This is a genomic window from Aquitalea sp. ASV11, assembly GCF_016429185.1.
Lineage (GTDB): Bacteria > Pseudomonadota > Gammaproteobacteria > Burkholderiales > Chromobacteriaceae > Aquitalea > Aquitalea pelogenes.
This window is the reverse complement of the sequence record NZ_JAELUD010000010.1, coordinates 21,624-35,043: the sequence shown is the minus strand read 5'-3', so window position 1 is coordinate 35,043 and position 13,420 is coordinate 21,624. Positions and strand designations below refer to the sequence as shown.

General features: G+C 61.2%; 15 protein-coding genes. 13 read left to right on the top strand and 2 right to left on the bottom strand.

Annotated elements, in window-relative coordinates; genetic code table 11:
• The first annotated feature begins 79 nt into the window (after positions 1-79).
• Complete coding sequence (locus JHD62_RS05460) at positions 80-1,876, top strand: 2-isopropylmalate synthase (protein ID WP_045845775.1); 1,797 nt, start codon at positions 80-82, stop codon at positions 1,874-1,876.
• Between the two features lie 314 nt (positions 1,877-2,190).
• Entirely contained in the window at positions 2,191-2,832 is a 642-nt protein-coding gene (gene bioD, locus JHD62_RS05455) for a dethiobiotin synthase (RefSeq protein ID WP_199102078.1), read from the top strand.
• Here bioD and JHD62_RS05450 read toward each other — a convergent pair.
• Positions 2,822-4,084, bottom strand: a complete 1,263-nt coding sequence (locus JHD62_RS05450; RefSeq protein WP_199102077.1) for an HD-GYP domain-containing protein — start codon at positions 4,082-4,084, stop codon at positions 2,822-2,824. The genes bioD and JHD62_RS05450 overlap by 11 nt on opposite strands.
• A gap of 243 nt (positions 4,085-4,327) precedes the next feature.
• Between JHD62_RS05450 and coxB the strand changes: the two genes are divergently transcribed.
• From coxB to JHD62_RS05425, 5 genes are read left to right on the top strand one after another with little or no spacing between them, the layout of a single operon-like run.
• On the top strand, positions 4,328-5,461 hold the full coding sequence (gene coxB, locus JHD62_RS05445; protein ID WP_199102076.1) for a cytochrome c oxidase subunit II: 1,134 nt from the start codon (positions 4,328-4,330) through the stop codon (positions 5,459-5,461).
• A 9-nt stretch (positions 5,462-5,470) separates the two neighbouring features.
• Positions 5,471-7,099: a cytochrome c oxidase subunit I gene (gene ctaD, locus JHD62_RS05440; protein WP_199102075.1), complete on the top strand. Its 1,629-nt coding sequence runs from the start codon at positions 5,471-5,473 to the stop codon at positions 7,097-7,099.
• A gap of 12 nt (positions 7,100-7,111) precedes the next feature.
• The gene (locus JHD62_RS05435; RefSeq protein ID WP_199102074.1) at positions 7,112-7,654 is read left to right on the top strand and encodes a cytochrome c oxidase assembly protein; all 543 of its coding nucleotides are present in this window, start codon (positions 7,112-7,114) and stop codon (positions 7,652-7,654) included.
• Positions 7,651-7,827, top strand: a complete 177-nt coding sequence (locus tag JHD62_RS05430) for a DUF2970 domain-containing protein (RefSeq protein WP_199102073.1) — start codon at positions 7,651-7,653, stop codon at positions 7,825-7,827. Before JHD62_RS05435 ends, JHD62_RS05430 begins: the two co-directional genes overlap by 4 nt.
• A gap of 10 nt (positions 7,828-7,837) precedes the next feature.
• On the top strand, positions 7,838-8,701 hold the full coding sequence (locus JHD62_RS05425) for a cytochrome c oxidase subunit 3 (protein WP_199102072.1): 864 nt from the start codon (positions 7,838-7,840) through the stop codon (positions 8,699-8,701).
• A gap of 7 nt (positions 8,702-8,708) precedes the next feature.
• On the opposite strand, the gene JHD62_RS05420 is transcribed toward JHD62_RS05425, so the two are convergent.
• Complete coding sequence (locus tag JHD62_RS05420) at positions 8,709-8,909, bottom strand: DUF2909 domain-containing protein (protein WP_045845771.1); 201 nt, start codon at positions 8,907-8,909, stop codon at positions 8,709-8,711.
• Between the two features lie 88 nt (positions 8,910-8,997).
• On the opposite strand from JHD62_RS05420, the gene JHD62_RS05415 reads away from it, so the two are divergent.
• The 6 genes from JHD62_RS05415 (at position 8,998) to hisG (ending at position 13,408) form a co-directional block, all read left to right on the top strand.
• Entirely contained in the window at positions 8,998-9,600 is a 603-nt protein-coding gene (locus JHD62_RS05415; RefSeq protein ID WP_370541032.1) for an SURF1 family protein, read from the top strand.
• Positions 9,597-10,091 carry a hypothetical protein gene (locus JHD62_RS05410; RefSeq protein WP_199102070.1) on the top strand — a complete coding sequence of 165 codons (495 nt, stop codon included), beginning with the start codon at positions 9,597-9,599 and terminating at the stop codon, positions 10,089-10,091. Before JHD62_RS05415 ends, JHD62_RS05410 begins: the two co-directional genes overlap by 4 nt.
• Positions 10,092-10,140: 49 nt before the next feature.
• Positions 10,141-11,172: a heme A synthase gene (locus JHD62_RS05405; RefSeq protein ID WP_233160656.1), complete on the top strand. Its 1,032-nt coding sequence runs from the start codon at positions 10,141-10,143 to the stop codon at positions 11,170-11,172.
• 94 nt (positions 11,173-11,266) lie between these two features.
• Entirely contained in the window at positions 11,267-11,914 is a 648-nt protein-coding gene (locus tag JHD62_RS05400) for an SCO family protein (RefSeq protein WP_233160654.1), read from the top strand.
• A 47-nt stretch (positions 11,915-11,961) separates the two neighbouring features.
• Positions 11,962-12,726 carry a flagellar brake protein gene (locus tag JHD62_RS05395; protein ID WP_370541031.1) on the top strand — a complete coding sequence of 255 codons (765 nt, stop codon included), beginning with the start codon at positions 11,962-11,964 and terminating at the stop codon, positions 12,724-12,726.
• A 40-nt stretch (positions 12,727-12,766) separates the two neighbouring features.
• Positions 12,767-13,408, top strand: coding sequence for an ATP phosphoribosyltransferase (gene hisG / locus JHD62_RS05390; protein WP_045845855.1), 642 nt, complete (start codon positions 12,767-12,769; stop codon positions 13,406-13,408).
• Positions 13,409-13,420 lie beyond the last annotated feature (12 nt).

Here is a 13,420-nt window from a genome sequence, read left to right as displayed (position 1 = left end):
CAGCCCATGTTGCACTGCGTGTTTGACGAAATATTGTCCAATCGATACATTGGTTAAAACTTTGCTGCAGGAGCACAACATGCAATTGGACATTGAACGACTGATCGAAGACCTGGGCGGCCCCGGTGCGGTGGCTGAAGGCCTGAGTCAGCTGTTTCCCGATGAGCCGGTCAGCCGTGCAGCAATCTACAAATGGAGAGAACGTGGCAGCCTGCCGCTGTCACAGTTGAACAAACTGGCACAACTAGCCGCCAGCCAGGGCAAGAGATTCGATTTCAACGATTACCTGAACGCAGCCGGGACAGCAGCACAGGGACAAGGGAGAGCATTCGACATGGGCGACCGTCTTTACATTTTTGATACCACCTTGCGTGATGGCGAGCAATCGCCGGGCGCTTCCATGACCAAGGAAGAAAAGATCCGCATTGCCCGTCAGCTGGAACGTCTGGGTGTCGATGTGATCGAGGCCGGCTTTGCCGCTGCCAGCCCGGGTGATGCTGAAGCCATCCGCGCCATTGCCGAGGTGATCAAGGATTCCACCGTCTGTAGCCTGGCCCGCGCCAATGAGCGCGATGTGCGTGCCGCCGGTGAGGCCATCAAGCCTGCTGCGCGTGGTCGCATCCACACTTTCATCGCCACCAGCCCCATCCATATGGAAAAGAAGCTGCGCATGAGCCCGGATGAAGTGGTGGCCGCTGCGGTGAAAGCCGTGCAGATTGCCCGTGAATATACCGACGATGTCGAATTCTCCGCCGAAGACGCCTTGCGTTCGGACATCGACTTCCTCGCCCGTATCTTTGGCGAAGTGATCAAGGCCGGTGCTACCACGCTGAACGTGCCGGATACCGTGGGCTACGCCGTGCCGCGTGCCACCGAGGCCTTCTTCCGCGAGCTGATCAGCAAGACGCCGGGTGGCGACAAGGTGATCTGGTCTGCCCATTGCCACAACGACCTGGGCATGGCGGTGGCCAACAGCCTGGCGGCAGTTCTGGGCGGTGCCCGTCAGGTGGAATGCACCATCAACGGCCTGGGCGAACGTGCCGGTAATGCCGCGCTGGAAGAAATCGTCATGGCAGTGCGTACCCGCAAGGATATCTTTGCCGTGGAAACCCGTGTCGATGCCACCCAGATCGTGCCGGCGTCCAAGCTGGTGTCCACCGTCACCGGCTATCCGGTGCAACCGAACAAGGCCATTGTCGGTGCCAACGCCTTTGCCCATGAGTCCGGCATCCATCAGGATGGCGTGCTCAAGCATCGCGAAACCTACGAAATCATGTCCGCCGAAAGCGTGGGCTGGAGTGCCAACCGCCTGACGCTGGGCAAATTGTCCGGTCGCAATGCCTTCAAGACCAAGCTGACCGATCTTGGCATCGTGCTGGACAGCGAAGAAGCACTGAACGCCGCTTTCGCCCGCTTCAAGGACCTTGCCGACCGCAAACGCGAAATTTTCGACGAAGACCTGCACGCGCTGGTGTCGGACGAAATGGTGTCCACCCTGCAGGAGGACTACAAGTTCGTGTCGCTGAAGATCAACACCGAAACCGGTGAGGCCCCGCAAGCTGCCATCGTGTTTGTCGAACACGGCGTGGAAAAACGCTGTGAATCCAGCGGCTCCGGCCCGGTGGATGCCGCCTTCAAGGCCATCGAAAGCACGGTCAACAGCGCGGCCGAACTGGAACTGTACTCGGTAAACGCCATCACCAAGGGCACCGAATCGCAGGGCGAAGTCACCGTGCGTCTGGCCAAGGATGGCCGAGTGGTGAACGGCCAGGGTGCTGATACCGACGTGATTGTGGCCAGTGCCAAGGCTTACCTGTCCGCACTGAACAAGCTGAGCAACCGTCAGGAGCGTGTGAAGGCACAAGGCGACGTTTAAGAATTTGATTTTGTTTTCAGCCGGGCTAACTGCCACAGCCCGGGACTGGTCTGACGGATTTTCCCCATCCCGTTCCCGTCAGGCCGGACCCGCCCGGTGGCAGCCATCCGGCAACAGGTTTCAGTTCACCCTTTGATTGAAACCACAGGCTCACAAGGCCGCTTCCCATTCAGCCCCGGCTCACAAGGCCAGTGCGGCAGACAGCCGACCCAGGAGGTCGGCGTTGTCGCGCTGGCGGGCTGACACCCGTCTTACTCTCCCGGCTGTCCCGCGTTATCATCGCGCCTGCTTCATTCATGCAAGGCGCGCACATCATGTCTCAGGGATTTTTCATTACCGGCACCGATACCGAAATCGGCAAGACCCATTCCGCTGTCGCGCTGATCCGCCATTGGCAGGCGCAGGGCCAGCGGGTGGTGGCGATGAAGCCGGTGGCTTCCGGTTGCGAGATTCTGCCCGACGGCAGCTGGCAGAATGACGATGTCACCCGGCTGGTGGCGGCAACCGGACAGCAGGATCTGGACCTGATGAACCCCTACCGCTTTTTGCCACCGGTATCACCGCATATCGCCGCGCGCGAAGCCGGGGTGGAAATTTCACTGAAGCGTATTGTCAGCCACTACCGGCAACTGGCGGGTCAGGCGGACACCGTGCTGGTGGAGGCCGCCGGTGGCTGGCTGGCCCCATTGGCCGATGGCGTGTACATGGAAGACATGGCACGGGCGCTGCAACTGCCGGTGATTCTGGTGGTGGGCATGCGGCTGGGCTGCATCAACCATGCCTTGCTCACGGTAAGGGCGATTGAGGCTTCCGGCCTGACGCTGGCCGGCTGGGTGGCCAACCGGGTGGTGCCGCAACAACTGGCCTATGCCGACAATCTGGCTACCCTCAAGGCAGCCATCAGCGCACCGCTGCTGCTGGAACTTCCCTATGAAGGTGCGCCGGTCAATGGCTGAGCGGGCTGGCCAGCAGCGTGCTGCTCAAATCCTGGAACAGCATGCTGTCATCCGGCCCCAGTCTGTCCTGTGACAGGCTGACATCCCGTCCCAGATTGCGAAGTCGCCAGGCAACTTCCTGGCAGACCAGCATGATTTCCAGTTGCAGGTCGTCTTCCTGCGCCAGTGGGTGGCCGCCTTGCATGCCGGTGCTGAACAGCGAGCGCTGAATGCCATCAAACTGGCTCAGGCAGCGCTGCAGTACCGCGGCACCGCTGCTGCCCAGTTTTTCTTCCTGCAAATTCAGCAGCAAATGCGTGATTTCCCCGATGTGCTTGAGCAAGTCATGCAGCACGGCCGTGGCATTGCCTGCTTTGTTCCCCACCGGCGTGGCCTGCTGTTGCCGTAGCAGACGGCTGAGCAAGGACACCGACGGGCGATGAAACTCCCCCGGAATGATGCGTAGCGCGATATCCAGCCGCTGGTGGGCATGGGTTTGATGCAGCAGCATCTGGGTGGCCATGTCCGCCACGGCAATGATCTGGCCGGCCACACCCAATTGTTTTTCCTTCTCCCGGCGCGGGTAGCCACTGCCATCCAGCCGCTCGTGATGTTGCAAGATGGCCAGGGCGATGGCTTCCAGCTGCGCATGCTGGCCCAGCTGCAACATCTGGCGATAGCCGATCAAAGGATGCGTCAGGCGCACCCGCCATTCGCTATCATCGGCGGTTTTGCTCTGGCGTGGTGTCTGATAAAGCTCCCCGATGTCATGAAACAGCGCAGCCAGTGCAATCTGCTCCAGCAATGCGCTGGGTTGGCCTGTACGCATTGCCAGTCCCAGGCTGATCAGGCAGCACAACAGGCTGTGCCCCAGTTGCTGTTTTTCTTCCAGCATGGCCAACAGCACCAGCAGCGCGTGATTGAGCGGCAAGTCTTCCAGTACGACAAGGCAGGCATGACGATGTGCCGGTTTTTCCAGCAGTGTCTGTAACAGCCAGTGTTGTTCCAGTAGCTGGCGAAAGCGCTCATGCAATACGCGGTGACCAGCGAACTGCGGCAAGGCCAGGCTGGCTTCCAGTGGTGTGCGCAGCTGGTGTTGCGGCAGGGCTTGAACATGTTTTTCCTGCAAGGTCATGCCGCTGCGCAGCAGGATGCTGCCGTCCTGCGCCGCCAGGGTGTGTTCCACCACAATCGGCTGACGGGCCATCAAGCCGGACAGGGAGGCAAGAAAATGCGGGTTGGCGCTGAACTGATCACGACTGGCATTGGGCATGATGGATGTCTGCGATGTGGGCTGACAGGTTTTAGCAGTAAATGATGCGGACTAATCATCATTATTTGCCATCGTAACCCAATTACAAGTTCATGCATTTTGAATTTACATCACTGCCGCAGTGCGACATGAAAGATTCTTGTTTTTATTTTCATCTGACCTAGCATTGCAAACAGCTGTTGAATTTTGTTGTCAGTGTTTGAACAGGCCGCCAGTCATCCTGCGGCCGGAAAAGGGGGACGCATGTCCTGCCTTCGCCTCTGCGGCATCAGCGCCATATGGTTTGCCCTCCACAGCACCGCCGTGCAAGGGGAAACTGCGGCTTTCAATCTGCAGGCCCCCGCCACTTCTCTGGCCAGACTGGAATACGACCTGCACAGCATGCTGCTGTGGGTGACCGGGCTTATCTTCCTGCTGGTGTCGGGCGTGATGCTGTTTGCCATCGTCCGACACCGCAAATCGCGCGCTTACCGCGCCAGAACCTTTCAAGAAAACACCACGGTGGAAATCATCTGGACAGTGATTCCATTGCTGATCCTGCTGGCCATTGCCTGGCCGGCCACCCGTGCCGTGCTCAGCCAGAAAAGCACGCATGGCGAGGACATGACCATCCGCATCACCGGCTATCAGTGGAAATGGCGTTACGACTATCTGGATGACAATTTCGGTTTTGTCAGCCATTTGTCCACCCCGCGCGCTGCCACGGCGGCAGGTGCCACGCGGCCGCAACATTATCTGCTGGAGGTGGACGAGCCATTGGTGCTACCCACCGGGCGCAAGGTCAGGCTGCTGCTGACAGCCAACGATGTCATCCATTCCTGGTGGGTGCCGCAGCTGGGGGTGAAGCAGGATGCAATTCCCGGTTTTCTGCGCGATGCCTGGTTCATGGTGGACAAGCCCGGCATTTATCGCGGGCAGTGTTCCGAGCTGTGCGGCAAAGACCACGGCTTTATGCCCATCGTGGTGGATGCGCGCAGCCCGGAGGACTATGCACGCTGGCGCGATGCCAGACTGAAACAGGCGGCGGCTGCGGCGGATGACCCGGCCAGGGTATGGACGCTGGCGGCGCTGCGCCAGCGGGGCGAAACGGTGTACGGCCAGAACTGCCTGCCCTGTCATCAGGCCAGCGGCAAGGGCATTCCCGGTAATTTCCCGGCGCTGGACGGCTCGCCGGTGGTTAATGGCGACAAGGCCGCGCATCTGCACATCGTGTTTTTTGGTAGCCAGCGCAATCCGGCCATGCAGGCCTGGGGCAAGCAGTTGTCGGATACCGATATCGCTGCCGTCATTACTTACGAGCGCAATGCCTGGGGCAATCATAGCGGGCAGGTGATACAGCCTGCGGAAATCCACGCGCTGCGCGGCAGTAGCGGTTAGGAGGCGGTCATGGATCTGGCAGGCAATACGGCGCATGGCATGGTACCGGCACACAAGCCGCAAGGGCTGGCGCGCTGGCTGTTTGCCACCAATCACAAGGACATCGGCTCCATGTACCTGTGGTTTGCCTTCTGCATGTTTCTGGTGGGAGGGGTGCTGGCGCTGTGCATCCGTGCCGAGCTGTTCAGTCCCGGTCTGCAATTCTTCCAGCCGGAGCTGTTCAACCAGCTGACTACCCTGCACGGGCTGATCATGGTGTTCGGCGCCATCATGCCGGCCTTCACCGGCCTGGCCAACTGGATGCTGCCCTTGATGATAGGCGCACCGGACATGGCCTTTGCCCGCATGAACAACTGGAGCTTCTGGCTGCTGCCACCGGCCATGACCCTGCTACTGCTGTCCTTCATCGTGCCAGGCGGCGCGGCGGCGGCGGGCTGGACGCTCTATGCGCCGCTGTCGGTACAGCTGGGCATGGGCATGGATCTCACCATTTTTGCCATTCACATCCTGGGCATCAGTTCCATCATGGGGGCCATCAACATCGTGGTCACCATCATCAATCTGCGTGCGCCGGGCATGCGCATGATGAATATGCCGATGTTTGCCTGGGCCAGCCTGATTACCGCCTACCTCATCATCGCGGTGATGCCGGTGCTGGCCGGTGCCGTCACCATGGTGCTGACCGACCGTCACTTCGGCAGCCACTTCTTTAATGCTGCCGGCGGGGGCGACCCTGTCCTGTACCAGCATGTGTTCTGGTTTTTCGGCCATCCCGAGGTCTACATCATGGCCTTGCCGGCCTTTGGTATTGTCAGCCAGGTGATACCCACCTTCGCCCGCAAGCCCTTGTTCGGCTACAGCTCCATGGTGTACGCCACCAGCTCCATCGGCGTGCTGTCCTTCATGGTGTGGGCGCACCATATGTTTGTCACCGGCATGCCCGCCACGGCGCAGCTGTTTTTCATGTACGCCACCATGCTGATTGCCGTGCCCACCGGGGTGAAGGTGTTCAACTGGATTGCCACCATGTGGCAAGGCAGCATGAGTTTTGAAACGCCGATGCTGTTTGCCATCGGCTTCATCCTGTTGTTCACCATCGGCGGCCTATCCGGGGTAACGCTGAGCGTGGCGGCGGTGGACGTGCAACTGCATGGCAGCTATTACGTGGTGGCGCATTTTCACTACGTGCTGGTGGCCGGTGCCTTGTTCAGCCTGTTTTCCGCCGTGTATTACTGGTTTCCCAAGATGACCGGGCGCATGTATGTGGAAAGGCTGGGCCAGCTGCATTTCTGGTGGTCCTTGCTGTGGTTTAACGTCACCTTCTTTCCCATGCACTTTCTCGGTCTGGCCGGCATGCCGCGCCGCATTCCGGATTACGCGCTGCAATTTACCGATTTCAACCGCATTGCCAGTATTGGCGCCTTCATGTTTGGCCTGGGCCAGCTGATTTTCCTGGTGAACATCCTGTACTCGCTGCGCCATGGAAAAACCGCGCCGCAGCAGCCATGGGAAGGGGCCAACACCCTGGAGTGGCAAATACCCACGCCCGCGCCTTACCACAGCTTCAACCCGCCGCCGCAGCTGGAAACCGCTGAAAACGGCGTGGTGCTGAGCATGCGTGAAGGTGGGCAGGGCTAGCGGGAGTCGGGCATGGACAGGGTGCGGATAGCCAATGCGGCATTGCTGCGCAAGCTGCTGCTGGCGGTGCTGCTGATGTTCGGCTTTGCCTGGTTGCTGGTGCCCTTGTACCGGGTGCTGTGCGAGGTGAGCGGCCTGAACCGTGTGGTGGCTGCCGATGCCTTGCCGGATGTCACCACCAGCCAGCCGCCAGCCCGCCCGGTGACCCTGCAGCTGGACGCCATGGTGCAGCCCGGCCTGCCCTGGCAGGTTCGGCCGGTGCAATCCCGGCTGCAAGTGCAAACCGGCCAGCTCGTCCAGTTGCAGTACGAAATGCGCAATAACAGCGGGCAAAGCGTGGTGGGGCAGGCCATTCCGCGTTATCTGCCGGCCGAAGCGGCCGCTTACGTGAAGAAGCTGGAGTGCTTCTGTTTTCGCCAGCAAGCCTTCCGGCCGGGCGAGGTAAGGCGTTTCCCGGTGGTGTTGCTGATCGACCGCCAACTGCCCGCCGGCATCGACAGCATCACGCTGGCCTACAGTGTTTTTGATGTACCGGGGCAGGGGCGTGCGCCATGAGTGGCTGGCGCAGCGTATGGGCCGTGCTGGCGGCCTTTTGCGGTATCCGCCCGCGCCAGGCGGTGCAGGAGGACAGCCAGTTGCGACCGTGGCAGCTGATCATCACCGCGCTGTTGCTGGTGCTGATGCTGATTGGCTTGCTGCTGGCGCTGGCACGCTGGATAGGTGCTTGAGGAGAGGGCAATGGAGCATCCGGAACAACCGCTGGCCGGGCCGTATTTTGTGCCGGCACCGTCTCGCTGGCCGGCGCTGGGTGCGCTGGCATTGTTTTGTCTCGGGCTGGGTGCTGCGCTGGCCGTCAATGCCGTGGCGTGGAGTGGCGGGCTGTTACTGCTCGGCGCGCTATGCCTGTTACGGATGCTGGTCGGCTGGTTTGGTGACGTGATAGGCGAAAACCAGCAAGGCTGTTACCGGCAGCAGGAGGACCTGTCGTTTCGCTGGGGCATGGGCTGGTTCATTTTTTCCGAAGTCATGCTGTTTGCCGCGTGTTTTGGCGTGCTGTTCTGGCTGCGGCTGGTGGCGCTGCCCACGCTGGGCGGCCTGGATTACAAATGGCTGTATCCGGATTTTTCCCCCAGTTGGCCCTTGCAGACCGCACCGCAGGCCACGCAAGCTTACCGGGCGATGGAGGCCTGGGGCTTGCCCGCATTCAATACGCTGATTCTGCTGACATCGGGTGCCACGCTGACCTGGGCGCACTGGGGCCTGCTGCAAGGGCGGCGGCGGCAGCTACAAGCCGGTTTGCTTTGTACTTTCAGCCTGGGTGGCTTGTTCCTGTTGTTGCAGGCCTTTGAATACCACCACGCCTGGACGGCCTGGCGGCTTACCTTGTCGGCCGGGGCCTACGGCATGACCTTCTATCTGCTGACCGGCCTGCATGGCCTGCATGTGCTGCTGGGTAGCCTGATCTTGCTGGTGGTGTGGCGGCGGGTACGTCGTGGGCACTTTGACCGCCAGCACCATTTCGCCTTCGAGGCGGCGGCCTGGTACTGGCATTTTGTCGATGTGGTGTGGCTGTTGCTGTTTGTGCTGGTGTATTGCCTATGAGCCGGACTCAACCCGCCTGCTGCGGCCGCCACCAGCCGAACAGCGCGCCCAGCAGCAAGAGCATGAACAGGCCGATGGACAGGCCAACCCGTAAAGTCAGCGAGCGGATGAGCCGTTGCGACCCCGATTCCGCCTTCAGCAGGCCGGACAGCCCCCAGAACAGAGCCAGCACGATACAAGCCAGCAAGAACACGATGATGATTTTCATGGCGGAATCCCCCGGTACTGCCCGGACAGCGAATACATGTATTCAGTCTAGTGGCAAAAATCGCGGTCGTGGGTTTCTGTTGTTATGCGTGTTGTTACCTTTTGTACTGGCGCTGTGGCAATGGCAGCGCGGCATGGACAAATTGGCGCTGGAACAGGCACTGGCCACACGGCAGGCAGCGCCGCCGGCCCGCATCCTGCCGTCGACCGGAACGGCAGATCTGGCGCGCTACCAGTTGCAGGGCATCCGTGCCGCCGGGCTGCCCATTCTGTTGGCCAACAGTCTCTTGGAGGGCATGCCGGGCCAGCGTGTGCTGCAGCCACTGCGGCTGGCCGATGGCAGCCTGATTCTGGCCGATCTTGGCTGGCGTGCAGCTAACAGCCCCTTGCCGGATCTGGCCTTGCCGGCGCAGTTGCCCGGCCAGTGGTGGCCCTGGCATGGGCGCTGGACCTTGCCGGGCGCCCGGCTGGGTACGGCAGGCGAAGTCGATGCGGTAGACATGGCGGCACTGACACGTCGCTATCCGGGCCACTGGCATGCTGGTGTCTTCATCGCCCAGCCGCCCTTGTCCGGCCTGCAGCCATGGCCGTTACTGCCACTGCTATCTGCCCAGCGCCATTTCGCCTATGCCGTGCAGTGGCTGTTGCTGGGGCTTTGCCTGCTATGGCGCTGGCGGCGGAGTGGGACATGACAGCGCGTCGCATCTTGGTGCTGATGCTGCTGTTATGCCTGCTGCCCCCGCTGGCCGCATGGTTCAGTTATCACTGGTGGCAGCCTGAGGCAGGCAAAAGCTATGGCCGCTTGCTGCCCTTGCAAGCTTTTGCAAGCGCGCGATATGCAGCCTGGCCACAGGGAAGGTGGGTACTGGTGACGCAGCAGGGTGCCGGTGCTTGTGAACAGGCTTGCCAGCAGCGTTTGCACGCCATGCGGCAGATTCATCTGGCACTGGGCGAGGCGGCACCGCGCTTGCGCCGGGTTGTGTTGTATCAGCCGCCGGCCAGTCCGGCACAGGGTGATGGCCTGCTGGCACTGCCCGGCGAAGTTGCCAACGCGTATGGCCCCGGCTTTTACCTGATCGACCCGCAAGGACGGCAACTGCTGTTTTATGCCGACACGCTCAGCCCGCCCGCCATCATCCGCGAGCTGACCATGCTGTTGCGGGTGAATAACGGACTGGGGTGAGCCTGGCCCGGCAGCATCTTGCCGACGGCAGGACAATAAGGAGACTGCAATGCGAAAGCTGCTCTGGCTGGCGTTGGTGCTGGCCTGCATCCTGTTGCCGCTGGGTGCTTATGTCCGCTTGTCGCAGGCGGGGCTGGGCTGCCCGGACTGGCCCGGCTGCTTCGGCCAGCTCTCCCCGGCACAGGCGGCGCAGGACATTGCCCGTGCCATGCGCTTGCAGGCGGACGGCCCGGTGAGCACGGACAAGGCGTGGAAGGAAATGGCGCATCGCTATCTGGCCGGTGGGCTGGGCCTGTTGCTGCTGGTGTATTGCTGGCAGGCCTGGCGCACCCGTCAGCAGCTGTTTGCGGCCAGCGGACTGTTGGTCTTGCTGCTGTTGCAGGCCATGCTGGGCATGTTGACCGTGACCCTGCAATTGCGCCCGCTGATTGTCGCCAGCCATCTGTTGCTGGGCATGTGCCTGTTTGCCTTGCTGTGCAGCACGGCCAGCGCGCGTTACTGGCCGTCACAGGCGGTGGCACCGTCTCACTGGCGGCTGGCGGCCTTGCTGCTGCTGGTGCTGGTCGGGCAGATAGCCCTCGGCGGCTGGATGGCGGCCAATCAGGCCGCGCTGGCCTGCCAGGGGTTTCCACGCTGCAACGGTGACTGGTGGCCCGCCATGCAGTTGTCGGCAGCCTGGCCGGGCTGGCAGGGTGCGGGTCCGGACGGTGCGGCGCTGCCCCTGGCTGCGCTGGTGGCGGTGCACTGGTTGCATCGTGTGGGCGCTGTGTTGTTGTCTGGCCTGCTGCTGCTGACGCTATGGCGCTTGTGGTCTTACCCGTCCTTGCGTCGTCAGCTGTGCCTGCTCGGTTTGCTGGTGGGTTTGCAACTATTGCTGGGCATGGCCAATGTCCTGCTGCAGCGCCCGCTGCCCATTGCGCTGGCCCACCATGTGTTGGCGATGTTGCTGCTGGCTACTGCGTGGACCCTGCTGTGCCGCCTGCACGCCCGCGCCGCGCGGCACGTGTCTGCCATGGTGCAACAGGCAGGCCGTCGGCCATCTGCCTGGCTGGGGAAGGGCATTGGTCCGCATCCCCACTGAATGGCGCTGGCATGCAGCAGTCGCCAGCCGTGGCATTGCTGCGGCGAGTTTCTTGCTGTACCGGTGCTTCGCCAGTATCCTGACAGGCTGTTACATGGCCGGGCCTGCCGCCCTGCCGGCTCAATTCCATCTGTCTGCTAGTGGTTACCTGATGCGTTTTCTGTTGCGATTTTTCATGTTTGCCAGCCTGCTGCTGGCCATGGCTGCCTGCGCTCCCAAGGCGGAAGTGAAGCTGGACCTCAAGGGTACCGACATGAGTGGCACCCAGCTGGGCGGCGACTTCAGTCTGACCGATCATCAAGGCAAGCCGCGCAAGCTGTCCGACTATGCCGGCAAGGTGGTTGCCTTGTTCTTTGGCTATACCCATTGCCCCGATGTCTGCCCCACCACCATGCTGGAATACGCAACGGTGATGAAGAAGCTGGGCGCAGATGCCGACAAGGTGCAGGTGCTGTTTGTCACGGTTGATCCGGAGCGCGATACCGGTGCGGTGCTGGCGGGCTATGTGCCGCACTTTGATCCGCGTTTTGTCGGCCTGAGCGGCACGCCGGCGCAGATCGACGCCGTCAAGTCGGCTTACAAGGTGGTGGCACAAAAGGTTGCCGGAGCCGATGGCTCTTATACCGTGGATCACAGCGCCGGCTCCTATCTGTTCGACAAGAGCGGCAAATTGCGTGTTTATGAGGCCTACGGAACCCCGGCAGACAGCCTGACCCATGATATTCGTCAGCTGTTACGCTAGAATTCAGCCAATGATTCAACTTTAAATTGCGGAAAGAAGCATCCATCGTGAGCCAAGACAATACCGCCGGCATGCCGCATGGCGACCACGCCCAACCCGATCTGTCCAGGTACACACTGGCCACGCCGGTTGAGGTGGTCCACCATCTGGCGTCCATTGCCAAGTCGGGTCATATGGTCACGGTGTTTTCCAACAAGGGCAAAACCTTCATCCTCACCCGCTTTCTGGAGGTAGACGCCAAGCGTGGCGTACTGCTGCTGGACTGGGGAGCGGACCCGGTCACCAACGATCAGCTGCTGGCCAGCGAGCGCAATGTGTTTGTCTGCTCGCCCGAAGGGGTAAAAACCCAATTTGTCACCACGGCGGCCCGCAAGGTGATGCTCGATAGCGGCCCGGCCTTCGAGGTGGACCTGCCGGAGCAGGTCATCAAATTGCAGCGCCGCGAATTTTTCCGCATCCAGACCCCGGTGAGCAATCCGGTCAGCTGCCATATTGCCGATTATCCCAACCGCCCACTCGACCTGGTGCTGTTCGACATCAGCCTGGGTGGTTGCAGCCTGTGGTTGCCCACTGCGCAAACGCCGGGTTTCGAGCTGGGACAGCAATATCTGGATTGCAGTTTTGAACTTAGGCCGATTGGCAGCCTGCGGGCTGGCATCGAAGTGCGACACCACCTGACCACCCGTTTGCGTAACGGCAACGACGCAGTGCGTGTCGGCTGTGCTTTCCTGAAAATGACCCCGTCGTCGGAAACGCTGGTGCAGCGTTATGTCGGCCATCTGGAACGCGAACGCCGCGCGCTGGTTGGCTGATGGTCATCCCATTTTTCATTTCCATTGTCTGTTTATCATCATGACCCTGACCATTGCCCTGTCCAAGGGGCGCATCTTTGAAGAAACCCTGCCCTTGCTGGCCGCTGCCGGCATTGTTCCGGCGGAAGATCCGGAATCCTCGCGCAAGCTCATCATCGGCACCAATCATGCTGATGTGCGGCTGGTGATTGTAAGAGCGTCGGACGTCCCCACCTATGTCCAGTACGGCGCAGCCGATCTGGGCATTGCCGGTCGCGACGTGCTGATCGAACACGGCGGCGACGGCCTGTATCAGCCGCTGGACCTGAACATTGCCAAGTGCAAGATGATGGTGGCGGTGGAAAACGGCTTTGACTACCAGAATGCCGTGCGCCAGGGCGCACGCCTGAAAGTGGCCACCAAATACCCGAAAATTGCCCGCGAACACTTTGCCGCCAAGGGCGTGCATGTGGACATCATCAAGCTGTACGGCTCGATGGAACTGGCGCCGCTGGTAGGGCTGGCCGATGCCATCGTCGATCTGGTATCCACTGGCGGTACGCTGCGCGCCAACAATCTGGTGGCGGTGGAACACATCATCGACATCAGCTCGCGCATGGTGGTGAACCAGGCCGCGCTCAAGCTCAAATACGACCGCATCCAGCCGGTGCTGGATGCCTTTGCCTCTGCCGTGCCGGCATAAGGCAGAAACGGA